Annotated in this window: 22 protein-coding genes and 1 pseudogene; 13 read left to right on the top strand and 10 right to left on the bottom strand. The window is 72.3% G+C overall.

Annotation, left to right across the window (positions count from 1 at the left end; genetic code table 11):
• Positions 1–38 precede the first annotated feature (38 nt).
• Positions 39–722, bottom strand: coding sequence for a response regulator transcription factor (locus OHS59_RS16665; protein WP_328494185.1), 684 nt, complete (start codon positions 720–722; stop codon positions 39–41).
• Positions 719–1,894, bottom strand: a complete 1,176-nt coding sequence (locus OHS59_RS16660) for a sensor histidine kinase (protein ID WP_328494184.1) — start codon at positions 1,892–1,894, stop codon at positions 719–721. The genes OHS59_RS16665 and OHS59_RS16660 overlap by 4 nt, the downstream gene beginning before the upstream one ends.
• Positions 1,895–1,999: 105 nt before the next feature.
• Here OHS59_RS16660 and OHS59_RS16655 point away from each other — a divergent pair, with 105 nt between their 5' ends.
• Positions 2,000–2,605, top strand: a complete 606-nt coding sequence (locus OHS59_RS16655) for a TetR/AcrR family transcriptional regulator (RefSeq protein ID WP_328494183.1) — start codon at positions 2,000–2,002, stop codon at positions 2,603–2,605.
• Positions 2,606–2,648: 43 nt separating this feature from the next.
• Here OHS59_RS16655 and OHS59_RS16650 read toward each other — a convergent pair whose 3' ends face one another.
• Complete coding sequence (locus OHS59_RS16650; protein WP_328494182.1) at positions 2,649–4,805, bottom strand: S9 family peptidase; 2,157 nt, start codon at positions 4,803–4,805, stop codon at positions 2,649–2,651.
• Positions 4,806–4,988: 183 nt separating this feature from the next.
• Between OHS59_RS16650 and OHS59_RS16645 the strand changes: the two genes are divergently transcribed.
• The 5 genes from OHS59_RS16645 to OHS59_RS16625 all read left to right on the top strand — a co-directional run bounded on the left by OHS59_RS16645 (position 4,989) and on the right by OHS59_RS16625 (position 10,169).
• Complete coding sequence (locus tag OHS59_RS16645; RefSeq protein WP_107020199.1) at positions 4,989–5,183, top strand: hypothetical protein; 195 nt, start codon at positions 4,989–4,991, stop codon at positions 5,181–5,183.
• Between the two features lie 30 nt (positions 5,184–5,213).
• On the top strand, positions 5,214–6,188 hold the full coding sequence (mshB, locus tag OHS59_RS16640; RefSeq protein WP_328494181.1) for an N-acetyl-1-D-myo-inositol-2-amino-2-deoxy-alpha-D-glucopyranoside deacetylase: 975 nt from the start codon (positions 5,214–5,216) through the stop codon (positions 6,186–6,188).
• Positions 6,185–6,625 (top strand): DUF6113 family protein, encoded by a 441-nt coding sequence (locus OHS59_RS16635; RefSeq protein WP_328494180.1) that lies wholly within the window; start codon positions 6,185–6,187, stop codon positions 6,623–6,625. The genes mshB and OHS59_RS16635 overlap by 4 nt, the downstream gene beginning before the upstream one ends.
• 160 nt (positions 6,626–6,785) lie before the next feature.
• A complete protein-coding gene (locus OHS59_RS16630; protein WP_328494179.1) occupies positions 6,786–9,155 on the top strand; it encodes a hypothetical protein in 2,370 nt (789 codons plus the stop codon).
• 141 nt (positions 9,156–9,296) lie between these two features.
• Positions 9,297–10,169: an ABC transporter substrate-binding protein gene (locus tag OHS59_RS16625; protein ID WP_328494178.1), complete on the top strand. Its 873-nt coding sequence runs from the start codon at positions 9,297–9,299 to the stop codon at positions 10,167–10,169.
• 81 nt (positions 10,170–10,250) lie between these two features.
• Here OHS59_RS16625 and OHS59_RS16620 read toward each other — a convergent pair whose 3' ends face one another.
• Both OHS59_RS16620 and OHS59_RS16615 read right to left on the bottom strand, forming a co-directional pair.
• Positions 10,251–11,099 (bottom strand): transglutaminase-like domain-containing protein, encoded by an 849-nt coding sequence (locus OHS59_RS16620; RefSeq protein WP_328494177.1) that lies wholly within the window; start codon positions 11,097–11,099, stop codon positions 10,251–10,253.
• Positions 11,100–11,392: 293 nt separating this feature from the next.
• Positions 11,393–12,412, bottom strand: a pseudogene (locus OHS59_RS16615) (GNAT family N-acetyltransferase); the annotation flags it as partial.
• Positions 12,413–12,553: 141 nt separating this feature from the next.
• Here OHS59_RS16615 and fdxA point away from each other — a divergent pair.
• Positions 12,554–12,874 carry a ferredoxin gene (gene fdxA, locus OHS59_RS16610; protein ID WP_019058397.1) on the top strand — a complete coding sequence of 107 codons (321 nt, stop codon included), beginning with the start codon at positions 12,554–12,556 and terminating at the stop codon, positions 12,872–12,874.
• A gap of 143 nt (positions 12,875–13,017) precedes the next feature.
• Positions 13,018–14,124: a bifunctional succinyldiaminopimelate transaminase/glutamate-prephenate aminotransferase gene (locus OHS59_RS16605; protein ID WP_328494176.1), complete on the top strand. Its 1,107-nt coding sequence runs from the start codon at positions 13,018–13,020 to the stop codon at positions 14,122–14,124.
• Between the two features lie 252 nt (positions 14,125–14,376).
• Here OHS59_RS16605 and OHS59_RS16600 read toward each other — a convergent pair whose 3' ends face one another.
• Both OHS59_RS16600 and OHS59_RS16595 read right to left on the bottom strand, forming a co-directional pair.
• Positions 14,377–14,814: an ATP-binding protein gene (locus OHS59_RS16600; RefSeq protein WP_328494175.1), complete on the bottom strand. Its 438-nt coding sequence runs from the start codon at positions 14,812–14,814 to the stop codon at positions 14,377–14,379.
• Between the two features lie 388 nt (positions 14,815–15,202).
• Positions 15,203–16,204: a heavy metal transporter gene (locus OHS59_RS16595; protein ID WP_328494174.1), complete on the bottom strand. Its 1,002-nt coding sequence runs from the start codon at positions 16,202–16,204 to the stop codon at positions 15,203–15,205.
• 97 nt (positions 16,205–16,301) lie between these two features.
• Between OHS59_RS16595 and dapE the strand changes: the two genes are divergently transcribed.
• The gene (dapE, locus tag OHS59_RS16590) at positions 16,302–17,381 is read left to right on the top strand and encodes a succinyl-diaminopimelate desuccinylase (protein WP_328494173.1); all 1,080 of its coding nucleotides are present in this window, start codon (positions 16,302–16,304) and stop codon (positions 17,379–17,381) included.
• 179 nt (positions 17,382–17,560) lie between these two features.
• A complete protein-coding gene (locus OHS59_RS16585) occupies positions 17,561–18,319 on the top strand; it encodes a TIGR00730 family Rossman fold protein (protein ID WP_328494172.1) in 759 nt (252 codons plus the stop codon).
• Positions 18,320–18,487: 168 nt separating this feature from the next.
• Here OHS59_RS16585 and folP read toward each other — a convergent pair whose 3' ends face one another.
• Positions 18,488–19,348 carry a dihydropteroate synthase gene (gene folP / locus OHS59_RS16580; protein WP_328494171.1) on the bottom strand — a complete coding sequence of 287 codons (861 nt, stop codon included), beginning with the start codon at positions 19,346–19,348 and terminating at the stop codon, positions 18,488–18,490.
• A gap of 139 nt (positions 19,349–19,487) precedes the next feature.
• Here folP and OHS59_RS16575 point away from each other — a divergent pair, with 139 nt between their 5' ends.
• Positions 19,488–19,850: a DivIVA domain-containing protein gene (locus tag OHS59_RS16575; protein WP_328499231.1), complete on the top strand. Its 363-nt coding sequence runs from the start codon at positions 19,488–19,490 to the stop codon at positions 19,848–19,850.
• Positions 19,847–20,428 (top strand): DNA-3-methyladenine glycosylase I, encoded by a 582-nt coding sequence (locus OHS59_RS16570; protein ID WP_328494170.1) that lies wholly within the window; start codon positions 19,847–19,849, stop codon positions 20,426–20,428. The genes OHS59_RS16575 and OHS59_RS16570 overlap by 4 nt, the downstream gene beginning before the upstream one ends.
• A 35-nt stretch (positions 20,429–20,463) precedes the next feature.
• On the opposite strand, the gene OHS59_RS16565 is transcribed toward OHS59_RS16570, so the two are convergent.
• Positions 20,464–21,270: an enoyl-CoA hydratase/isomerase family protein gene (locus OHS59_RS16565; RefSeq protein ID WP_328494169.1), complete on the bottom strand. Its 807-nt coding sequence runs from the start codon at positions 21,268–21,270 to the stop codon at positions 20,464–20,466.
• Positions 21,271–21,631: 361 nt separating this feature from the next.
• On the opposite strand from OHS59_RS16565, the gene OHS59_RS16560 reads away from it, so the two are divergent.
• Complete coding sequence (locus OHS59_RS16560; protein ID WP_003966491.1) at positions 21,632–21,799, top strand: DUF3117 domain-containing protein; 168 nt, start codon at positions 21,632–21,634, stop codon at positions 21,797–21,799.
• Positions 21,800–21,996: 197 nt separating this feature from the next.
• On the opposite strand, the gene OHS59_RS16555 is transcribed toward OHS59_RS16560, so the two are convergent.
• Positions 21,997–22,695, bottom strand: coding sequence for an O-methyltransferase (locus OHS59_RS16555; protein ID WP_281403130.1), 699 nt, complete (start codon positions 22,693–22,695; stop codon positions 21,997–21,999).
• Positions 22,696–22,796: the final 101 nt, after the last annotated feature.

Below are 22,796 nucleotides of genomic sequence, written 5' to 3'. Positions count from 1 at the left end.
GTGGTTCGTCGGCCGTGGGGCTTCGCCGCCCGGAGCGGTCAGTCCTCGCGCAGGCCCGCCCGCAGGGCCGCGACCACGAGTTGCGCCCGGTCCCTGACGTGCATCTTGCTCATGGCCCGGTTCACGTGGGTCTTCACCGTCAGCGGCGAGATGAACAGACGCTCCGCGATGGCGTCGTTGGTCAGTCCCTGGGAGACCAGCACGGTGACCTCGCGTTCGCGTGAGGTCAGGGACCCGGCCTTGCGCAGGTCCTCGGGGGAGACCGGTTCCGGCGGCCGCTGCTCGCGTGCCGTGCGGGTGAGGTGCCCGACGACGGTGTCCGTCGCGACGGCGGACAGGGAGGAGCCGCCCGCGGCGACCCGCTCGACCGCCCGCATGAGTTCCTCGTGGTCCGCCGACTTGCCGAGGAAGCCGTTGGCCCCGGCCTGGAGGGCGGCCAGGATGTCCTGGTCGGTGTCGAAGGTGGTCAGCACCAGGATCCCGATGTCCGCGGTGACGGCGTCGGCCCGCAGCCGGGTGATCGCTCCCACCCCGTCGAGCACCGGCATCCGCAGGTCCATGAGGACCACGTCGGGCACGAGGGCCCGCGCCATGTCGACGGCCCGGCGCCCGTCGGCCGCCTCGCCGACGACGTCGACTCCGGTGCCGGTCTCCAGAAGGGCCCGTATACCGGAGCGGATCATGACCTGGTCGTCGACGACGAGTACGCGTACGACGCTCATCCGGATGTCTCCTTCGCTGTTCTTCGCGGCGCGGCGGCCGGGAGTTGTGCGGCCACCAGGAATCCCTTCGCGTCCGGGCCCGCGTGGAAGGTGCCACCGAGCGCGTGGACCCGCTCCTCCATGCCCACGAGCCCCAGCCCGCTTCCGGCGGACTCGGTCTCGCGCGGTACCCAGGGGTTGCGGACCGACAGAGTGACGTATCCGCCGGCCGGCGGGTCCACTGTCACGGTGGCGCCGCCGTCGCCGTACCGCCGTGCGTTGGTGAGTGACTCCTGGAGGATGCGCCGGGCGGCGGTCCGGGCGACCGGGGCGAGGGCGAGCAGGTGGTCCAGCCCCTCGGCCTCGACCTTCAGCCCGATGCCCTCGAAGCTCTCCAGGAGTTCGTCGACCACGGTGACGTCCACGGGGGCGGCCGGGGCGACCTCGGACTCCGACGCGCGCAGGACGCCCAGGACGACTCCCAGTTCCTCCATCACCGACCGGGTGGCGGCCTGCACCTCGTCCAGGGCGCGCCTGGATGTCTCCCGCGAGGAGTCGAGATTGGCCTTGGCGACATTGGTGTGGACGCTGACCACCGCGAGGTGATGGGCCACGCTGTCGTGGAGCTCGCGGGCGATCCGCAGCCGTTCCTCCGCCACGTGGCGGGCCACCTCCTCCCGCCGGCGTTCGGCTTCCTGACGCCGGCGCCCCATCTCCGCGACGACGTAGCGCCGTTGCGCCTGCACCCACTGCCCCACCCCGACCATGGCGGCCGCGAGAGTGACGATCCCGAACGCTCCGACGCTGCCGCTGTCCTGCCACGGGGAGTACGGGTTGTACGCGGCGAGCATCGTGCCGCCCGCGACCACCGCGCCGGCGGCGATCGCGTCGAAGCGGGGGCGGCGGAGGGTGAACAGGAACAGCAACCCTCCGGCGACCGCCCAGGTGCCCCACGGCGCCGGATCGCGTACCTCCAGGGCGGCCAGCAGGGCGGCGACGGCGACGGCGGGACTCCACGCCCGCACGGCCAGGACGAGGCCGACCGCTCCCAGGGCGACGATCCCCCACAGTGTCGCCGAACCGGCATGGTCGCCGAAGACCGCGGACGCCGCGCCCACGGCCAGCGCGACCGCCACGGTGAGCGTGCCGCCGGCCGCCCATGGATCGGATCGCGTCCATGCGTGGGATCGCACGAGTGATCACTCCGGTTGCCGCACGGTGGGCACGACGAGGCACCCTGTAGAACGATGTTATACAGGGTGGCCCGCCGGGTGGCCCGAACAGGAGGAGCGGGGCGGATGAGCGCCGGAGCAGGTCCGCCGTCCAGGCGCCGTACGGCGAGCGAACGGCTGTACGAGGTGCTGCTGGACGCGGCGCAGAGCGTGCTCGACCGCGAGGGCCTGGCCGGCGTCACCGTGCGCGCGGTCGCCCGTGAGGCGGAGGTCGCGCCCATGGGGGTGTACAACCGGTTCGGCAACAAGGACGGACTGCTCGGCGCTCTGGCCGTCCGGGCTCTGAACGACCTCTGGCAGGCGGTCGACGTGGACCGGTCGGTGGATCCCGAGCCGCGCTTCCGTCAGGCCTGCGACGGATACCGGCGCTTCGCGCTCGCGCATCCGCAGCGCTATGCGCTCATCTTCGGCGGCGGCGGACCGGTCGCCCGGACGGGCTCCGAGGCGTCGGTGTACGGCCACGCGGTCTTCGAGGTCCTGATCGAGCTGGTCCAGGACCTCGCCGGACATCGCACGCCCCGGGGCTTCGCCGACGCGGGGGAGGCCGCGCAGGTGGTCTGGACGGCCCTGCACGGCGCGGTCCACCTGGAGGCGGGCGGGATAGGGCAGGTGTCCGGCTCGCAGGACACCTACCGGCGGCTGGTCGACCTGCTCGTCCGAGCTCTGCGATAGAGGCCGTGCGGGCGGCCGGACCCGGCCGCACGGTGCGGTGGCCCTACCGCAGTCCCAGCGACCGCTTCAGGAAGTCCACCTGGAGCAGCAGCAGGTTCTCGGCGACCTGCTCCTGCGGGGTCATGTGCGTGACCCCGGACAGCGGCAGCACCTCGTGCGGGCGGCCCGCGGCCAGCAGCGCGGAGGACAGCCGCAGGGAGTGCGCGACCACCACGTTGTCGTCGGCGAGACCGTGCACGATCATCATGGGCCGCGCCGGTTCGACCGCACCCACCAGGCCGTCGTCGTCGATCAGCGAGTTCGCCGCGTACACCTCGGGCTGCCGGTTCGGATCGCCCAGGTACCGCTCCGTGTAGTGGGTGTCGTACAGCCGCTGGTCGGTGACCGGCGCGCCCACCACGGCCGCGTGGAAGACGTCCGGGCGGCGCAGCGCCGCGAGCCCCGCGAGATAGCCGCCGAACGACCAGCCGCGGATCGCCACCCGGGTCAGATCCAGGGGGAAACGCTCGGCGAGGGCCTGCAGCGCGTGGATCTGGTCGTCCAGGACGACCGCCGCCAGATCGTCCTTGACCGCCTTCTCCCAGGCCGGTGAGCGGCCCGGCATGCCCCGCCCGTCCGCCACGACCACGGCGAAACCTTGATCGGCGAACCACTGAGGAGCGAGGTACGCGTTGTGCGCGGCCAGCACGCGCTGCCCGTGCGGGCCGCCGTAAGGGTCCATCAGGACGGGCAGCGGACCGCTCTCGTAACCCGTGGGGAGCACAACGGCGCACGGCACCCGGCGCTCACCGGCTTCCGTGAGGTGCACGCGCGGGCTCATTCCGGGGTGCTCGGCGTACGAGACCACGGTCAAGGCCTCCGTCCGGCCTTTGGCGCGGGCGCTCCCCGGCTCCCTCCGGCCGCTGTCGCGCACCACCTGGACCTGGGCTCCCGGCCGGTCGGGCACGGCCGACACGAGCACGGTCACACCGCCCGCCCGGACCGCCGAGTGCACGCCGGGCTCCTGCGAAACGCGCTCCATGCCGAGGTCGTTGACCCGGTAGACGTGCACCTCCCCGATCTCCGGGTCGGCCGCGGCCGACCCGGCCGACGCGGACACGAGCACGTCGTCGTCCGACACGTCGAGCACGGCGCGCACGTGCAACTGCGGTCCCGTCAGGGGGCGCTCGCCCACCGCCAGCACACGCGCCCCGCCCTCGTCGGCGATCCGCACGAGCTGTCCGCTCGGGCTCCAGCTCGGCACACCGGGGAAAAGATCAAGCCAAGTTGGATCTTCGTCCGCATGGACCATCCGGGTCGTCCCGGAGTCCGGATCGACGGCCAGATACAGCTGACTTGCCTGGTCCCGGGCCTGCACGAGCAGCAGCGGAGCCCCGGCGGCCGACCAGTGCACTCGCGCCAGATAGGGGTAACGGGCCCGGTCCCACAGAATTTCCGTGCGCGCCCCGTCGAGCCCCACCACGAAGAGCCGCACCTCCGCGTTGTCGGTACCCGCCGCCGGGTACGCGACCTGTTGCGGCTCCCGCTCCGGGTGTGCGGGGTCCGAGATCCACCAGCGGCGTACGGGGGCGTCGTCGGCCCGGGCGACCAGCAGCCGGTCCGACTCCGGGGACCACCAGAACCCCCGCGAACGGCCCATCTCCTCGGCCGCGACGAACTCGGCGAGCCCGTAGGTCACCGTCTCCGACTCGGGCTCCGCGAGCGCCCTGTCGTCCTCGCCCTCGGCGCCGACGACCCGCAGGGCGCCCCCGGCGACGTACGCGACGAGGCGCCCGTCGGGGGACGGGCGGGGATCGATCACCGGTCCGCGAACCCGCAGTTCACGCGCCGTTCCGGCCCTCAGCTCGGCGGTGAAGAGCCGCCCCGACAGGGCGAAGGCAGTCAACTCCACGGCCGCGTCCGTGGCGTAGCCGACGATGCCCGCGCCACCCTCGCGGCTGCGCTCGCGCCGGGCCCGCTCCGCCGCCGACAGCCGCTCGGAGGAACCCCCGAGCAGCGCCCCCGGATCGGCTGCGGGGCGCTCCGTGCCGCTCGCCACGTCGAGGACCCACAGCTGGTTCGCCCGGTCCGTGCCGGACGAGGAGCGCAGGAACACGACACGCGAACCGTCGGGCGCCACGGTGAACGCGCGGGGCGCGCCCAGCGTGAAACGCAGGGTGCGCGCCTGCCGGCGCGGAAAGGAGAGAGGCTCGGTCGTCATGCTCCGACCATATTGGCCATGCGCCCCCTTGTGCGGCCGTGCGCCGATCAATGCGCACGCACGAATAGTTATGATCACTAGCGCTGTGTGGGTATCAACCTGCTGGCTGCTGTATGGATTTGCTGCCCCCCAATGTTCGACCCCACCCCCCGTTGTCCCTGGGATCTTTGGAGGTGAGCCGCCGTGGCACTTTCGATTTCGGCGGTGGTGCTACTGGCGATCATCGTCTTCATCCTGGTCAAGAAATCAGGCCTGAAGGCGCCTCACGCCATCGTCTGCGTCCTGCTCGGCTTCTACCTCGCCAGCTCGACGATCGCTCCGACGATCAACGAGCTGACCACGAACATCGCCGGCATGATCGGGGACATCAAGTTCTGACCTGGTCACCCGCCTCGTAGGGTGGGGCCCATGACGGAACTGCCCTCTTCCAGCGGCCGGCCCGGGGGACCCCCCGACGGCTCCGCCGGGCGTCTGCTCCTGGTGCACGCGCACCCGGACGACGAGGCGATCAACAACGGCGCGACCATGGCCAGGTACGCGGCCACGGGCGCCCAGGTCACGCTCGTGACCTGCACACTCGGCGAACAGGGCGAAGTCATCCCGCCCGGACTCGCGCATCTGTCGGGAGCGGACCTCGGCGAGCACCGCCTGGCGGAGCTCGGCGAGGCGATGCGCGAGCTGGGCGTGCGTGACGTCCGCTCCCTCGGCGGCGTCGGCCGGTACCAGGACTCCGGGATGATGGGCGTCCCGGAGAACGACAACCCGCGCTGCTTCTGGCGTGCGGACGTCGACGAGGCCGCCACGCACCTGGTCCGGGTGATCCGCGAGGTACGCCCCCAGGTGCTCGTCACCTACGACCCGAACGGCGGATACGGCCACCCGGACCACATCCAGGCCCACCGCGTCGCCATGCGGGCCGCCGACCTGGCGGCCGAGCCGGACTTCGGGCCCGGCCTCGGCGAACCGTGGACGATCACGAAGATCTACTGGAACCGCGTGCCGCGCTCCGTCGCCGAAGAGGGCTTCGCCCGTCTCAAGGGCGTACTCGGCGAACTGCCGTTCCCCGCCGGTGCAGCGATCGACGACGTGCCGGGCGTGGTGGACGACCCGGTGATCACCACGGAGATCGACGGCACCGCCCAGGGCGCCGCCAAGGCCGCCGCGATGCGGGCGCACGCCACCCAGATCGAGGTCGCCGAACCGTGGTTCGCCCTCTCCAACCGGCTCGCGCAGCCCCTTTTCCTCGTGGAGTACTACGAGTTGGTGCGCGGCGAGCGCGCCGGTACGGCACGTGAGACCGATCTGTTCGCGGGAATCACGGATCCGTTCGCGGATCCGTTCGCAGGAATTACTGAAGCAACCACCGAGGGCGGGACCCGATGAACACGGCGGACAGGTCGTACGCCGACCGGTCGAACGCGGGCACCGTGCTCGCCCAGCCCCTGCGGGCACCCTCGGCCGCCCGGATCGTCGTCCACCTGGGGCTCTTCGTGCTCGGCGCCGTGGTCGCGGTGGCCGGGGCGCTGGTCCAGTCGGGCTGGTTCCCGGGCGGGCTGCTGCTCGCGCTGGCCGGTGCGGCGGGGCTGTTCCTGGGGGGATCGCGGGCGACCGGCGGCCGGGCCGGGGCGGTCGCGCCCGCGGCCGGCTGGATGATCGCCGTGGTCCTGCTCACCGCGAGCCGCCCCGAGGGCGACTTCCTCTTCGCCGCGGGAGCGGGCTCCTATCTCTTCCTGCTCGGCGGGATGGCTGTCGCTGTGATGTGCGCCACCCTTGGCCAAGGGCGGCAACCAGGCGGCGCCGCCGCCCGACTTGGCAAGTGACGTACCACTTCGCCACAGCGCGCAGGTGCAAGTCCGGTGTGGGTTTCCCCGATGGCCGCAAGATGCGGGAGACAAGTGGCCAGTATGGTGGAGCGCGCCGCCGAGCCGCCCGAATCGAGGTCGAGTAACCGGGCGGTGGAGCCAACCAGGAGAACCTGCCTTGAGTCGTGAAACTGACAGTTCGTCCTCCGGGCCCAACGGGCGCGGCGGAACCGCATACCCGTCGGGGACTCCGCCGTACGGAACGCCGACGGTGTCCGAAGCCGCCGCCGAAGCGGCTCGTACCGCCGGTGACCGGCCGGAACAGCCCAAGACCGAGACCACGCTGACGACGCGGATCCGTATCAACATCCCCGGATCCCGGCCGATTCCGCCGGTCGTCGTGCGCACGCCCGTGGCGAGCGCGGAGTCCTCCGACGGCACAGGTGCGTCCCGGCCCGCCTCCCCGGACGCCGGACCGGCCGCTCTTCCGGGCGGCCCCGTGGACTCCGACACCGGGTCCCACCCCATGCCCGGCGCCGGTGGCGCCGGTACCGGCCCCGACGGAAAGCCGAGCGACTGGTTCGCCCCGCGCAAGTCCGGTGCGCCCAAGGGCGGACCGGGCGGTGGCAACGCCAACGGCGCCGGAATGGCCGCCGGTTCGAACACCCAGGGCCCCGGGACGGGTGCCGGTGCGGGAGTTGCTCCCTCCGGTACGCCCGCGGCGCGGCCCGGCGGTGCCGGCGCCCCCGCGGCCCGGCCCGGCGGAGCCAGGCCCGGCGGTACCAACGGCGCGGGGCTGCCCGGCGCGGGCGGCACCGGACCGGTGGCACCCGGCCACGGTGGCGGCACCGGCTCCTTCGACGTGTCCCGGGCGCTGGCGGCGGGGCCGCTGGGCTCCGGGCCCGGCGGGTCGCCGTACCCGGCGGGCGACGGCGGCGGCGAGCCGCGCCGCGACGGCCTCCCGTACTTCTCCGACGGCGGCCAGGGCGGTCAGGGCGGGCCCTCGGGCCCGACCGGTGGACCCGTAAGCGGTGGCACACCCCTGGCGGCACCCGGTGCTCCGGGCGGGCCCGGCGGGCAGGGCTTCCCCGGCGGTCCCGCGGGCCCCGGTGCTCCCGGCGGTCAGGGCAGCCACCGTGCCCCCGGCGGCCAGGGCGCTCCCGGCAACCCCGGCGCCCCTGCCGGCCCCGGTGGTCCCGGCAGTCACCGTGCCCCCGGCAACCCCGGACCCGGCGGTCCGGGCGCTCCCGGTGCCCCGGACGCCTCCGGCTTCCCCGGCGGCAAGGGGGCCCAGAGCGGCTCCGCCTTCCCCGGTACCCCCTCGGGCGCGGGTCGTCCCGGTGGCGGGATGAGCGACGACACCGCGATCCTCACCCCGCAGGTCCCCGCGCCCGAACCGGGTGCGCCGGGCTACGGCGGCGCAGGTGAGAACGTCTCCGGGCACACCCTCACCAGCGGCATCCCCGTCGTGCCCCCCGCCCCGAACTCGCCGTTCGGACCGGGCGCGCACACCGACGGCCCGCTGCCGCACCAGCCCCCGAAGCTGCCGGAACCGGTCTCACCGGCCGCGCCCGCGGCCGCCCGGACCAAGAAGAAGAAAAAGGGGCGCAACAAGCTGGTGCTGCTCGTCACCGGCGTGGTCACCCTGGGCGGCCTCGCGTACGGCGCCGGGCTGCTCATGAACCACTCCGACGTACCCAAGGGCACCAGCGTGTTCGGCGTGGACATCGGCGGCGGCACCCGGGACGAGGCCGTCCAGAAGCTCGACGACGCCTTCAAGGCGCGGGCCGCCAAGCCGCTCCAGCTGTCGGTCGAGGGCGACACCGTCGCGCTGAAGCCGGACCAGGCCGGGCTGCAGCTCGACAGCCAGGCCACGGTGCGGGCCGCCGCGGGCAGCGACTACAACCCCGTCTCGGTGATCGGCTCGCTGTTCGGCAACGAGCGGGTCGTCGCCCCCGTGATGCCCGTCGACGAGGAGAAGCTGGCCGCCGCGCTCGAAGGGGCCGCGGGCGGCTCGGGCTCGGCGACCGAGGGCACGATCAAGTTCCAGTCGGGCAAGGCCGTCGCCGTGTACGGCAAGGCGGGCAAGGGAATCGACATCGGCCGGTCGACGGACGCCGTCGAGGACGCGTACCGCACCCAGGTGGAGACCGGGAAGTCGCCCGCCGTGCGGGTGCCCACCACGGCGAAGGAGCCCAAGGTCTCCAAGGCCGAGGTCGACCGCATGATGAAGGAGTTCGCGCAGCCCGCGATGTCCGGACTCGTGACCGTCAAGGCGGGCACGGCGGTGGTCCAGTTCAGCCCCGAGAACTCCCTGTGGAAGTTCCTCGGCGTCAAGGCCACCCCCGAGGGCAAGCTGGTCGACTACTACGACCTGCCCGCGCTGAAGGAGCTGTACGGCGGCGCGTTCGACGGTGTGACGATCGCCCGGGGCAACGGCAAGAAGACCGCCGTGACCCCGCAGGACGTGGTCGGCGCACTGCGCCAGGCGCTCCTGGGCAAGTCGGCGACGGACCGCGTCGGCGTGATCGAGACCAACCCCACGTAGAACCCAGCTTCGCGAAAGGTCGAGCGAAGGGTCGAGAGGGCACCCGGTGATGGCCGGGTGCCCTCTTGTCCTGTTCGGACCTCCGCCGCATCGTTGCCCGAGAGGGCCGCGCTGGGCGGGTGCCGAAGGGGCGGATGCCGTATGGGCTGGGAATTCACGGACGACCGGGGAATCACGGTTCGGCGCACCGGGCGCACCGGGCGGCCCGAGCGGGTCGCCGCGTACGTACGCGCGGGCGCCGGGCTGTGGGACCTGGGGGTGCGGCCCGTAGCGGTGTACGGATCCGGGCACGACGGCGACGAGCCCGACCGGGCCAAGTCCGGTTCGCTCGCGGACGTCCCCTACCTGGGCGCGGGCAGAACCCTCGACAGCTCGGCGATAGCCTCCGTGCGGCCGGACCTGGTCGTCGACGTCACCTACGACGGACAGCAGCCGTACGCCGTCACGGAGGCGGCGGCCGAACGGGCGGGCGCGCCCGTACTCGCCCTCGCGGTGGGCGCCGACACCTCGCTGCCCCGCATCCTGGCGCGCTTCGCCGCACTGGCCGCAGCCCTCGGCGGTGAACCGGCCGGTCACGAGCACGAGTTGGCGGAGACGGAGGGCGCTGTCCGGTCGGCGGTACGGTCGGTGGTCCCGGTGCCGCCGAAGGTGCTCGCGCTGTCGGCCGCGGGGCCGGGCCAGGTGCATCTCGCCCGTCCCCGGGCCTGGCCCGAGCTGCGTCGTCTGGCCGAGCTGGGCGTGGAGTTGATCGAGCCGGGCGAGGGCGGCGCGAACTGGGCCACGACCACCTGGGAGCAGGCGGTGGCACTGGCTCCCGACCTGGTCCTCGCGGACGTCCGGGGGAACGCCGCCCCGGCTGCGGAGTTGGACTCCGTACCCGCCTGGCAGGCCCTGACCGCCGCCGCGACCGTACGGCCCTGGAACCCCGAACTGCCGTGCAGCGCCCGGGCGTACGCCGCCTTCCTCGGGTCGGTGGCCCGGACGCTGGAGGAACTGGCCGCCAAGGGGGCCTGACAACGCCGTCAAGGGGCCCTGACAACGACACCAGAGGCCCTGGCAATGCCGCCGAGAGGTCCTGACAGTGCGGGACGGGTCTCAGTTGAGCATCGCGCGGGCCGCGTGCGCCTGGCTCCGTACGCGGGCCGCCGCCGGTTCGTCGACGGCGGCCACGATCTCCGCGTACGCGTCGAGTTCCGTGGCGCCCGTGAGGAAGTCGCCGCGCTGGACGAGGAGCTGGGCGCGCTCGTAGCGCAGGCGGGCCGGGTGCGAGGGCAGCAGCAGGGAGAGGTCGACCGCCCAGAGGGCGACGTCGGAGCGCTCGGGGCGGGCGGCGGCCCAGGCCCGGATGTTGTTGAGGATGCGCAGGACGACGTCGAGCGGATCGGCGGGCGAGAGCATCGACGGGTCGAGCGGTGAGCCGGTGGCGCCGGCCACCAGCAGTTCGGCGTCGGTGCCGGTCAGTACGCGGCCGCCGTCGAAGGGGTCGACGAGGACCTGCTGCTCGGGCGGGCCGAAGCCGACGACGAAGTGACCGGGCAGGGCGACCCCGTAGACGGGCGCCCCGGCCCTCCTCGCGACCTCCATCCACACCACCGAGAGCAGGATGGGCAGTCCGCGGCGCCGGCTCAGGACCTTGTGCAGCAGCGAGGACTCCAGCCGCTGGTAGTCGCCGGGTGAGCCGCGGAACCCGAGGCCGCCGAGGTGTTCGGAGAGCGCCGTGGCCCAGGAACGCGGTCCGCCCGGCCGGAACGGCAGCTCCCCGGCCAGCCGGTCCAGCTCGATCTGGGCCGCGTCCAGTCCGGCCTCGGTCAGCGCCCCGTCCGCCTGGGCGCCCACCAGCAGGCACAGGGCCGACAGGTCGGGGCGGTCGGCCCGTGCCTCTTCGCCGAACCGCCGCCGCCATTCGGCGCTTCGCGCCGGGTCGGGGGGATGTAGTGGACGCATAGCTGCTTCGTGCCCTTTCACGCCGATCGATACCGGTCGGTGGCTCCGCCACGCAGTTCCCTGCGGGAGGCGTGGGGGACTTTCCGGGGTGCGTCCGGGGTGCGTCCGGGTGCGGGAGCGTCGTGGTTGGGTGCGCAGTTCCCCGCGCCCCTGGTGGGGGATGGTGCCGGGGTGCTGTCGGGTGCGTGAGCGTTGTGACTGGTCGCGCCGTTCCCCGCGCCCCCGGTGGGAGGTGGTGCGGGTGTGTTGTCGGGTGCGGGCCGGTGAGGGTTGCTCGCGCTGTTCCCCGCGCCCCTTGTGGGGCTCGGGGCTCGTGGGGCTCGGTAGTGGTGGTAGGCGTGGTGGGGGGTGAAGCCCATTCGGGTGTAGAGGGAGCGTGCTGCCTTGTTGTCCGTCTCCACCTGGAGCCACGCGGCCGAGGCGCCCTCCGCCAGGGCCCGGCGGGCGAGCGCCGTCATGACCGTCGTGGCGAGGCCCTGGCGGCGCAGCGCGGGATCCACCTCCACCGCGGCGAACCCGGCCCAGCGGCCGTCGACCACACAACGGCCGATCGCCGCGGGCACGCCCGGCTCACTGCCGGGCACGGTCGCGAACCACACCGAGGGCCCGCTGCCCAGCACCTTCAGCGCCACCTCGCTCACCCCCTTGCGCTGGTACCGCCCCAGCCACCCCTCGTCCGCCTCGCGCGACAACGCGACCGGCCGGTCGGGCCCGGGGTCCGGAAGGTCCGCCACCGGCGCCAGCGCCCCGGTCCACAGCTCCGCGGACACCTCACGCACCCACCCCCGAGACTCCAGCTCCGCGCACAGCGACTCCTGCGTGCCCTGCGCGCCCGTGGCCGTCTGCGTGTACGCGGGCAGCCCCCGGGCCGCGTACCACTCCCGTACGAGCGACAGCGCCTCGTCCAGGGGCACGCCGGGACCGCCGAGGGGCAGCACCGAGTTGGCGCGCCGCGTGAAACCGGACGCGGCGCGCAGTTCCCACTCTCCGAGCCGCTCACGCTCCACCGGCTGCCAGGCCCGGGCGGCGACCCGCGCCAGCTCTTCGTACGAGGCCGCCGGGCCCCGTCTGCGGGCCGGCGCGGAGGGGACGACCTTGCCCGCGACCAGCGTCGATTCCGGAATGTGGACGCTTTCCCCGGACCGGCGTGTGATCAGCAGCACACCGTTGTCCCAGGATGTGAGAACACCGACCGTGTCGGTGAACTTCTCACCCTCGGGGGCTCCTTCGCGCAACCGTCGCACCGATACACGTTTGCCCACGTCAGCGGGGGTGACACGGACCTCCAGCCGGAAGTGTGGAGAGAAATCCACAGCTCAGTCCAACCCTCCTGTTCGGATCATGCCCAAGAACGGAGATACTAGGTGCGGGCATCGACGACGCCGCGCTCCCGCGCGCCAGGTGGCGGAGCCTGAAGACGGCTCGCCAGCGCCCTATCGAGGAGGAACGACAGCGTGACCTACGTCATCGCGCAGCCTTGTGTCGACGTCAAGGACAAGGCGTGCATCGAGGAGTGCCCGGTCGACTGCATCTACGAGGGCTCCCGGTCCTTGTACATCCACCCGGACGAATGCGTCGACTGTGGTGCCTGTGAGCCGGTCTGCCCGGTCGAGGCGATCTTCTACGAGGACGACACTCCCGAGGAGTGGAAGGACTACTACAAGGCGAACGTCGAGTTCTTCGACGAGCTCGGCTCGCCCGGCGGTGCCAGCAAGCTGGGACTCATCGAGCGCGACCATCCCTTCGTCGCAGCGCTGCCGCCGCAGAACCAGTAAGCGACTCGTGCGTTCGCGGTCCCCTCGGCGTCGGCCGGGGGAGTGCCGCCTTGGTCCCGTACGGCCCGCGGCCGTACGGGACCGCCGTGTTTCGCCGTCGTGTTCGGCGCCGTTCTCGCCGTGCAGAAAGTGAGCCAGAAACCGTGTCCGCAGTCTCCGACCGGCTTCCCGCCTTTCCCTGGGACAAGCTGGAGCCCTACAAGGCGACGGCCGCCGCCCACCCGGACGGCATCGTCGACCTCTCCGTCGGCACCCCCGTCGACCCGGTGCCCGAGCTGATCCGGAAGGCGCTGGTCGAGGCCGCCGACTCGCCCGGCTATCCGACGGTGTGGGGCACACCGGAACTGCGGGACGCCCTGGTCGGCTGGTGCGGGCGTCGGCTGGGCGCCCGTGACCTCACCCACCGCAACGTCCTGCCGGTGGTCGGCTCCAAGGAACTGGTGGCCTGGCTGCCGACCCAGCTGGGACTCGGCCCGGGGGACAGGGTGGCCTACCCGCGCCTCGCGTACCCGACGTACGAGGTCGGCGCCCGGCTGGCCCGCGCGGACCACGTCGCCTACGACGACCCGACCGAGCTGGACCCCACCGGCCTGAAGCTGCTGTGGCTCAACTCCCCGTCGAACCCCACGGGCCGGGTGCTCTCCCAGCAGGAGCTGACCCGGATCGTGGCCTGGGCGCGCGAACACGGCATCCTCGTCCTCGCCGACGAGTGCTACATCGAGCTGGGCTGGGAGGCCGACCCGGTCTCGGTGCTCCACCCCGAGGTGAGCGGCGGCTCGTACGAGGGGATCGTCGCGGTCCACTCGCTGTCGAAGCGGTCCAACCTCGCCGGTTACCGGGCGGCGTTCCTCGCCGGTGACCCCGCCGTCCTGGGCGATCTGCTCCAGATCCGCAAGCACGGCGGCATGATGACGTCCGCGCCCACGCAGGCCGCCACCGTCGCCGCCCTCTCGGACGACACCCACGTCCACGAGCAGCGCGAGCGGTACGCGGCCCGCCGCAAGGCCCTCCGGGAAGCCCTCGTGAGCCACGGCTTCCGTATCGAACACAGCGAGGCGAGCCTCTACCTCTGGGCGACCCGCGACGAATCCTGCTGGGACACGGTGTCCCACCTGGCCACCCTCGGCATCCTGGTGGCCCCGGGCGACTTCTACGGCCCGGCAGGCGCCCACTTCATCCGAGTAGCCCTCACAGCAACAGACGAAAGGGTCCGGGCAGCAACATCCCGCCTGACACACCCCACAACCTGAGGCCATCCACGGTCTGCCGACGCCCAGCATCCATCGGCGCCCGAAGGGCCGCCGTTCAGGGGCGCGGGGAACTGCGCGCCCAGCAACGACGGACCCGCACCTGACCGCCAACCCCCACCATCACCCCGCCACAGCGCCACAGCGCCACAGCGCCACAGCGCCGCAGGCGCCCGCGCCCGGGAAGAGGCGAAGGGGCCCAGGGGAACCCCCCTGAACCCCTTCACCGCACAAGCCGACCCGGCCGCAGGCCGATCAGCCGAGCGGCAGCCCCTGCAGCGGCAGACCCTCGGTGGGCAGCCCGCCCTTGGAGACCGCGTCGGTCGGCAGCCCGCCACCGGTGGCCGACCCCGCGGTGTCACCGAGCACGTCACCCGTGGTCCCGGCAACGTCCCCCGCGGTCTTCTGCGCGGCGGGCGTAGCGGTCTTGACGGCCTTGCCGCTCGTCTTGCCCGCGGTCGGCACGGCCTTCTTCACGGCCTTGCTGCCCGTGTCGCCGGCCATCCCGGTGGCGTTCTGCGCGGCACCGTCGACGGTGGTGCCCGCGTTGTCCAGCGCGCTGAGGCCGCCGAGGTCGGGGGTGGCCGGCAGTTCGGCCGCGCTCGCGGAGCCGGCCGCACCGACCACGGGCGCCGCTCCAGCCGCGATGAGCAGCGCGACACGGGCGATCCGACGGGTCAGGGGGAGGGACATGGTGCTCCTTTGACGGAAGAGAACGATGAAATGTTCCACCGTGCCCGGCAGTTGACCGACTGGCTGTCGGACGGCTGTCGATCGACCGGCTGTTGATCGTTCCGGGCTCGGACGCAGTGACTACCGCTCGAAGTCCGCGAAGGTTGCGGTGGCCCGAAGTAAAGAGTTGGTAATGCGTCGCATTATCGGCTGCGGAGAAACCCGGGCAAAGAAGGGCCGGGCGGAAAGTCTGACGAATCCCTACGGCCCTTTGCCCGCAAGGGATTTGCCGCCCGCGGGCCAAGCGTGGGACAGGTGCGCGGAAAGCCCGCAGAAAACTGGGACGGGCAGTCGACGCGGCACGCCGGAAGTGCCACCAACGGGTGACGGTCCGCACTGCTGCCCGGTACTACTGCCCGGTGACGATTCGGACTTCGCCCGTGGCGTTCCGGGAAGCCGGGTCGTCGTCCCGCCATTCGCTCCGGGTGCTCCCGGCCCGCCACACCCGGCCCGCGTACGAGACGCGTTCGACATGCAGCGCGGACGAGTTGGCCACGGCCCAGTGTGCGAGGGCCCAGCCGCGCTGCCGCTCCCCGCCCCCGCCGGCCGCGGTCTTCGGGACGGGCACGGTCACCGTCCCCGTGCCGCCGGAACCGCTCGCGGCGGTGGACGGCGCGGCCGAGGGCGTGGCAGCCGCATCGGCGGCCGGATCGGCCGAAGGGCCGGCGGCCACCGCGGCGCCCGCCTCCTGGAACACCCCGCGCCCGAAGTCCCGTACGAGCGCCGTGCGCACAGACTCCGGGCCGCCGGGCCGGGTGTCCGGGCGGCCCTCGCAGGTGAGCGTGGCGGCGGCGCGCCCGGTCAGGGCCGCCGCGAGGAGCGTCGCGTCCGGCTCGTGCTTCGCGTACGCCTCGGGGTAGCCGCTGCGCTGGACGCGCTGCGCGGCGACGGTGAGCGGCAGTCGCGCGTACCCCCGCACCTTGTCCAGGTGCTCGTAGAACTCACCCGCCGCGTACGCCGGATCCAGGATCTCCTTCTCGGTGCCCCAGCCCTGAGAGGGCCGTTGCTGGAAGAGGCCCAGTGAATCCCGGTCGCCATGGCCGAGGTTGCGCAGCGCGGACTCCTGGAGCGCCGTCGCGAGGGCGATCGTGACCGCCCGCTCGGGCATGCCGCGGTTGGTGCCGACCGCGGAGATCGTCGCCGCGTTCACCGCCTGCTCCGCCGTGAACTCGTACGACGCGCCGTCGCTTCTGCCCGAGACGACCGTGCACTTGGGCACTCCGCTCCCGCCGGTCAGGTACTGCACGGTGAGGTAGGCCGCGACGCCGAGCAGCACGACGAGGGCCGCTCCGGAACGGAGTAAGCGGCCTCGGCGCACGGGGGCGGCGGAAGTGGGGGACGGCTCAGGCACGCGTACAAGGTACTGGAGGGTACTGTCGGGGTTCTGTGAAGGTGTGGAGAAGCCGGCCGGGAGGGCCGGGACCGCCCGGCGCGTTAGGGTCGACGGCATGGCCGACACCCCACTTGACCTCACGCTGGACGCCGCCCGGCTCACCGCGCGGCTCGTCGACTTCCCCTCGGAGAGCGGCACGGAGAAGCCCCTCGCGGACGCCGTCGAGACCGCCCTGCGCGCCCTGCCGCACCTCACCGTCGACCGGTACGGCAACAACGTCGTCGCGCGTACGAACCTGGGCCGGGCCGAGCGCGTGATCCTGGCCGGGCACATCGACACGGTGCCCATCGCGGACAACGTGCCCTCGCGCCTGGACGACGACGGGGTGCTCTGGGGCTGCGGCACCTGCGACATGAAGTCGGGCGTCGCGGTGCAGCTGCGGATCGCGGCCACGGTGCCGGCCCCCAACCGTGACCTCACCTTCATCTTCTACGACAACGAAGAGGTCGCCGCCGACCTGAACGGCCTCAAGCACGTGGCCGAGGCGCACCCCGAGTGGCTGGAGGGCGACTTCGCGGTCCTCCTGGAGCCCTCCGACGGGCAGGTCGAGGGCGGCTGCCAGGGGACCCTCAGGGTGCTGCTGAGGACCACGGGGGAGCGGGCGCACTCCGCGCGCAGCTGGATGGGCTCCAACGCCATCCACGCGGCCTCCCCGATCCTGGCCCGCCTCGCCTCCTACGAGCCGCGCTACCCGGTCATCGACGGCCTCGAATACCGCGAGGGCCTCAACGCGGTCGGGATCTCGGGCGGGGTGGCGGGCAACGTCATCCCCGACGAGTGCGTGGTGAGCGTCAACTTCCGCTACGCCCCCGACCGCAGCGAGGAGGAGGCCCTCGCGCACGTCCGCGAGGTCTTCGCCGACTGCGGTGTCGCCGAGTTCGTCGTCGACGACCACAGCGGAGCCGCGCTGCCCGGTCTGTCCCACCCGGCCGCTGCCGCCTTCATCGAGGCGGTGGGCGGCACTCCCCAGCCCAAGTACGGCTGGACGGACGTCTCCCGCTTCAGCGCGCTCGGCGTCCCGGCGGTCAACTACGGCCCCGGCAACCCGCACTTGGCGCACAAGAGGGACGAAAGGGTGGAAACCGCAAAGATCCTGGCGGGCGAGGAACGCCTGAGGGCCTGGCTGACGGCCTGACGGCGTTTGACGACGCCTGACGGCCCGACCGGCCCCTGGCCCCCTTGGTCCCCCCTCCGAACCCCCCGGACCCCCTGGTTCCGCTACGGCGGTTCGTGGCGGACATGCTCAGGTCCCCCCTCCGTAACCCGCGTAGATCTACGCTGAGGTGGAACGATCGGCAAGCGGAGGGAGCGGACATGGCTACCGGCAACCCCCAGGGCAGCAATCGGCCACCGGAGGAGCAGCAGCTGGGCCCCGTGCTGCGCAGGCGGGGACAGGTGCAGGCGGGCACGACGGACCAGCGGCTGCTGGACGCCGGCGGGCCGTCGGACTGGGTGCACACCGATCCCTGGCGCGTGCTGCGCATCCAGTCGGAGTTCATCGAGGGCTTCGGCACGCTGGCCGAACTCCCGGCCGCGATCAGTGTGTTCGGCTCGGCGCGCACACCGGCGGATTCGCCCGAGTACGAGGCGGGGGTCGCGCTCGGCCGCGGTCTGGTCGAGGCGGGCTTCGCGGTGATCACCGGTGGTGGTCCCGGGGCCATGGAGGCCGCCAACAAGGGCGCCTGCGAGGCGGAGGGCATCTCCGTCGGCCTCGGCATCGAGCTGCCCTTCGAGCAGGGGCTCAACGAGTACGTCGACATCGGCCTCAACTTCCGGTACTTCTTCGTCCGCAAGATGATGTTCGTCAAGTACGCGCAGGGGTTCGTGGTGCTGCCCGGTGGGCTCGGCACCCTCGACGAGCTCTTCGAGGCGCTCACCCTCGTGCAGACCCAGAAGGTCACCCGCTTCCCGATCGTGCTCTTCGGTACGGAGTACTGGGGCGGGCTCGTGGACTGGCTCAAGAACACCCTGATCGCCCAGGGCAAGGCCTCGGAGAAGGACCTGCTCCTGTTCCACCTCACGGACGACGTGGACGAGGCGGTGTCTTTGGTGTCGAAGGAGGCGGGGAGGTAGGCGGGGCTTCAGCCCCTGCCTCGGGGGCCGGCCCCCGAACCCGCGGTCCTCAAACGCCGGACGGGCTGGAAAATCCAGCCCGTCCGGCGTTTGAGGACAGAGGGGGTCTGGGGGCAGCGCCCCCGATCAGTGACGGGACGGGTAGGGGCGGCGGGGGCGAGGAAATCCCTACGCCAGCCCCCGCCGGGCGACCGCCGGCGGACGGTGGCCCGCGATCGACGCCACCATGTCCAGAACCTGCCGAGTCTCGGCGACCTCGTGCACCCGGTACACCTGAGCCCCCAGCCAAGCCGACACGGCGGTGGTCGCGAGCGTCCCCACCACCCGCTCCTTGACCGGCCGATCGAGCGTCTCCCCCACGAAGTCCTTGTTGGACAGCGACACCAGCACGGGCCACCCGGTGGACACCATCTCCCCGAGCCGCCGCGTCGCCTCAAGACTGTGCCGGGTGTTCTTCCCGAAGTCGTGCCCGGGATCGATCAGCACTGACTCCCGGGGCACCCCCAAGGACACGGCCCGCTCGGCCAGCCCCACCGTCACCCGAAGGATGTCGGCCATGACGTCGTCGTAGGCGATGCGATGCGGCCGCGTACGAGGCTGTGTGCCACCCGCGTGCGTGCACACGATCCCCACCCCGTACCGCCCGGCGACCTCGGCGAGCCGCGGATCGACCCCGCCCCACGCGTCGTTCAGCAGGTCCGCGCCGACCTCGCACACGGCCTCGCCCACCTCGTGCCGCCAGGTGTCGACGCTGATGATCACGTCGGGGAAGCGGCGCCGCACCTCGGCGACGAATCCGACGGTCCGCCGCGCCTCCTCCTCGGCTGTCACCTCCTCGCCCGGCCCGGCCTTGACCCCGCCGATGTCGATGATGGCGGCTCCCTCGGACACCGCCTGCTCCACGCGCGCGAGGGCCGGCTCGTCGCGGAAGGTGGCCCCCTGGTCGTAGAAGGAGTCCGGGGTCCGGTTCACGATCGCCATGATCACCGGCTCGTGCGCGTCGAACTCGCGCCTGCCCAGCCTGAGCATCCCCTGTGACCTCTCCCAGTAGTTGTCGCTGTCGGACCGCCTGCGACCCTAACGGTCAGAGTCGCATGGCACGATCGGTGCCTGACACTTACCGTGCCGACGCGCCCCGCGTCGGCATCAGAGCGTGGGGACCTCAGAGATGTTCATGTTCCTGTTCCTGGTCGTCGCCCTCGTCGTCGTGGTCGGCGCGGTCACCCTCTCCGTGGTGGGAGGCGGTGACAACGGCGCGCTTCCCGACGCGTTGCCGGAGCGTCTGCGGGACCCGCTGCCCCTGGACCGTCCCGTGCACCGGGGCGACGTGGAGGCACTGCGCTTCCCCCTGACCCTGCGCGGCTACCGGATGGCCGACGTGGACGACGCCCTGGCCCGCCTCGGCGCCGAACTGGCCGAGCGGGACGCCCGGATCGCCGACCTGGAGGCCGCGCTGGCCGGGGCCCGCTCGATCCCGGCGTCCTCCCCGGCCACCTCCCTGGAGAAGCCCGCGGAGGAGGACCACCGGTGAGTGACGCCCTGAAGGGGGCGGACGGGGCCCTGCGCTGCCCCTGGGCCCTGTCGACCGAGGACTACGTGGCCTACCACGACGAGGAGTGGGGCCGTCCGGTCCACGGCGACGACGCGCTGTACGAGCGGCTGTGTCTGGAGGCCTTCCAGTCGGGTCTGTCCTGGATCACGATCCTGCGTCGACGTGAGGGCTTCCGAGCCGCCTTCGCGGGCTTCAGGATCGCCGACGTGGCGACTTTCACGGACGCCGACAAGGAGCGCCTCCTCGCCGACACGGGGATCATCCGCAACCGCGCCAAGATCGAGGCGACGGTCGCCAACGCGCGCGTGCTGGTCGACTGGGCGCCGGGCGAACTGGACGACCTGATCTGGTCCTTCGCCCCCGACCCGGACACGCGCCCGGCCCCGAAGACGCTGTCCGACGTCCCGGCCGTGACCGACGAGTCGACCGCCCTCTCCAAGGCCCTCAAGAAGCGAGGAATCCGCTTCGTGGGCCCCACGACGGCGTACGCCCTGATGCAGGCGTGCGGCCTGGTCGACGACCACTTGGCGGACTGCGCGTCCAGAGCCACCCGATGACCCGACCCACCCGATGACCCGACCCACCCCCCCCGCTACCGGCCCAGGTACTTCGGCCTCTCCTTGTCGACGAACGCCTGCACAGCGATCAAGTGGTCCTCGGAGGACCCGGCCCGCGACTGCAGCTCGTCCTCCTTCTCCAGCGTCTCGTCCAAAGAGTGCGTGAGCCCGAAGGCGAGGGACTCCTTGAGCGCGGCGTACGCCAGAGTCGGCCCCTCGGCCAGCCCGCGGGCGACCTTCACGGCCTCCGCGGCCAGTTCGGCGAAGGGCACGATCCGATTCGCGATCCCCAGCTCGTACGCCTCCTGCGCGGTGATGCTGCGCGGGAAGAGCAGCAGGTCGGCGGCTCGGGAGGGGCCGACGACCCGGGGGAGCGTCCAGGAGATCCCGGAGTCGGCGGTGAGCGCGACCCCGGCGAAGGACGTGTTGAAGGAGGCCGTGTCGGCGACGACGCGGTAGTCCGCGGCGAGCGCGAATCCGAAACCCGCTCCGGCCGCGACGCCGTTGACGGCCGCCACCACCGGCTTCGCCGCGCCGGTCAGGGCCCGCACGATCGGGTTGTAGTGCTCCTGGACCGTGCTCATGACGCCCTCGCCCGAGCCCGACTCGCGCGCCGCCAGCAGGCCGCCGACGTGTTCCTTGAGGTCCTGGCCCACACAGAACGCCCGGTCGCCCGCGGCGGTGAGCAGCACGGCCCGTACGGACTCGTCCGCCGCGGCCGACCGCGCCGCCTCCCGGAGGGCGACCTTGGTGCCGGTGTTCATCGCGTTCATCGCCTCGGGGCGGTTCAGCGTGATCGTCGCGAGTCCGTCGCTCACCTCGTAGAGCACGGTGTCGGCCATGATGGTCCCCTCAGGTGTCGCGGCTCCGTCGTACCCGTCGGTACGTACTGCTTCCGAGGACAGCATGGCGGAGATCATGAGGGGTGGCGGGGTTCGTACATGTGACCTGCGTCAAAGAATTCCGGTGTCCGAAAGTCCATGCGGTGGCGCAGTATCGCAGCCACACCGCCGAATTGGGTGGTTTTGATCGAGCGCGTTGCGCAAGCGATGCCGACTGATGTTGGTCATCGGGTCCTGAGATGCGGGATAATGGCTTGGAAGCAATGTGTTCGATGCCGGTGACGCGTGTCCGACGAGAGGATGCGTGCCCTTCAATGGGGCCGTCGGCGACGATGAGCTGGTTTCAGGAAGGGGAACGAGCATGGCGGCCATGAAGCCGCGAACGGGCGATGGCCCGCTCGAGGTGACCAAGGAGGGGCGGGGCATCGTCATGCGCGTTCCGCTCGAAGGCGGCGGACGGCTCGTCGTCGAGCTGACCCCCGACGAGGCTGACGCGCTCGGCGACGCCCTCAAGAAGGTCGTCGGCTGACGCGGAACGCGACCATACCCTTCCACTGCCCCGGCATCCACGCGATGCCGGGGCAGTGGTGTCCCACGGGACCGTGAGGGATCACAGGGGGCTTCCCGGGCTTCGAAGGCCGCAGGGAATGCAAAGGGGAATGGCAAGGGGGAAGGCAAGGGCCGTAAGGGATTCGAGGGGTTACGGGGCGTCCGGGCGGGACGGGATCAGCGCTTGACCGCGCACAGCAGGCCGTCGCCGACCGGCAGCAGCGAGGGAACCAGCTCCTGGCTCTCGCGGATCGCGCGCAGCAGTTCGCGCAGCCGCAGCACCTCCGTGGGCTGCGGGCCCGACTCCACGGTCCGCCCGTTCGCGAAGACGCCCTCGAAGACGACGAGGCCGCCCACCCTGAGCAGGCGCAACGATTCAGCGAGGTAGTCGAGGCACTCCAGCCGGTCACCGTCGCAGAAGACGAGGTCGTACCCCGCGTCCGCGAGCCGGGGCAGCACGTCCAGCGCGCGGCCCGGGATGAAGCGGGCCCGGTTGCTGGCGAAGCCGGACGCGCGGAAGGCCTGGCGGGCGAACTGCTGGTGCTCCGGCTCCGGATCCACGGTCGTCAGTACGCCGTCCGGCCGCATCCCGTGCAACAGATGAATACCGGAGACTCCGGTTCCCGTACCGATCTCCGCGACCGCCTTGGCGTCCACGGTGGCGGCGAGCAGTCGCAGCGCGGCGCCCGTGCCGGGCGACACCGAGCGCAGGCCTGCTTCCCGGGCCCGGTCCCGGGCCCAGTGCAGTGCCTCGTCCTCGGCGACAAAGGCGTCGGCGAACGCCCAGCTCGTCAGCCGGTTGCCGGTAATGGCCCTCTCCTGTCCCCGTGGTTGCCTGGGCGTGACTGTATCCGTTGCCGCCGGGAACCCGCAGATGGGACCAGGCGTTTAGAGAGGGTGGGGATCGAGGACGGGGAACTGCACGGGGGTGGCGTATGGAGCAGGACGGCCGGCGAGTGCCGGCGCAGCCATATGAG

Origin of the sequence: Streptomyces sp. NBC_00414 (genome assembly GCF_036038375.1) — a bacterium.
GTDB lineage: Bacteria > Actinomycetota > Actinomycetes > Streptomycetales > Streptomycetaceae > Streptomyces.
The sequence above is the reverse complement of the archived record's forward strand: the minus strand, read 5'-3'. Positions and strand labels throughout refer to the sequence as shown.

What these genes read in the sequence shown, in the direction of transcription:
- OHS59_RS16665 (WP_328494185.1), bottom strand. Translation starts at nt 722, where the DNA reads ATGAGCGTCGTACGCGTACTCGTCGTCGACGACCAGGTCATGATCCGC.
- OHS59_RS16655 (WP_328494183.1), top strand. Translation starts at nt 2,000, where the DNA reads ATGAGCGCCGGAGCAGGTCCGCCGTCCAGGCGCCGTACGGCGAGCGAA.
- OHS59_RS16650 (WP_328494182.1), bottom strand. Translation starts at nt 4,805, where the DNA reads ATGACGACCGAGCCTCTCTCCTTTCCGCGCCGGCAGGCGCGCACCCTG.
- mshB (WP_328494181.1), top strand. Translation starts at nt 5,214, where the DNA reads ATGACGGAACTGCCCTCTTCCAGCGGCCGGCCCGGGGGACCCCCCGAC.
- OHS59_RS16635 (WP_328494180.1), top strand. Translation starts at nt 6,185, where the DNA reads ATGAACACGGCGGACAGGTCGTACGCCGACCGGTCGAACGCGGGCACC.
- OHS59_RS16625 (WP_328494178.1), top strand. Translation starts at nt 9,297, where the DNA reads ATGGGCTGGGAATTCACGGACGACCGGGGAATCACGGTTCGGCGCACC.
- OHS59_RS16620 (WP_328494177.1), bottom strand. Translation starts at nt 11,099, where the DNA reads ATGCGTCCACTACATCCCCCCGACCCGGCGCGAAGCGCCGAATGGCGG.
- OHS59_RS16600 (WP_328494175.1), bottom strand. Translation starts at nt 14,814, where the DNA reads ATGTCCCTCCCCCTGACCCGTCGGATCGCCCGTGTCGCGCTGCTCATC.
- dapE (WP_328494173.1), top strand. Translation starts at nt 16,302, where the DNA reads ATGGCCGACACCCCACTTGACCTCACGCTGGACGCCGCCCGGCTCACC.
- OHS59_RS16585 (WP_328494172.1), top strand. Translation starts at nt 17,561, where the DNA reads ATGGCTACCGGCAACCCCCAGGGCAGCAATCGGCCACCGGAGGAGCAG.
- folP (WP_328494171.1), bottom strand. Translation starts at nt 19,348, where the DNA reads ATGCTCAGGCTGGGCAGGCGCGAGTTCGACGCGCACGAGCCGGTGATC.
- OHS59_RS16575 (WP_328499231.1), top strand. Translation starts at nt 19,488, where the DNA reads ATGTTCATGTTCCTGTTCCTGGTCGTCGCCCTCGTCGTCGTGGTCGGC.
- OHS59_RS16565 (WP_328494169.1), bottom strand. Translation starts at nt 21,270, where the DNA reads ATGGCCGACACCGTGCTCTACGAGGTGAGCGACGGACTCGCGACGATC.
- OHS59_RS16560 (WP_003966491.1), top strand. Translation starts at nt 21,632, where the DNA reads ATGGCGGCCATGAAGCCGCGAACGGGCGATGGCCCGCTCGAGGTGACC.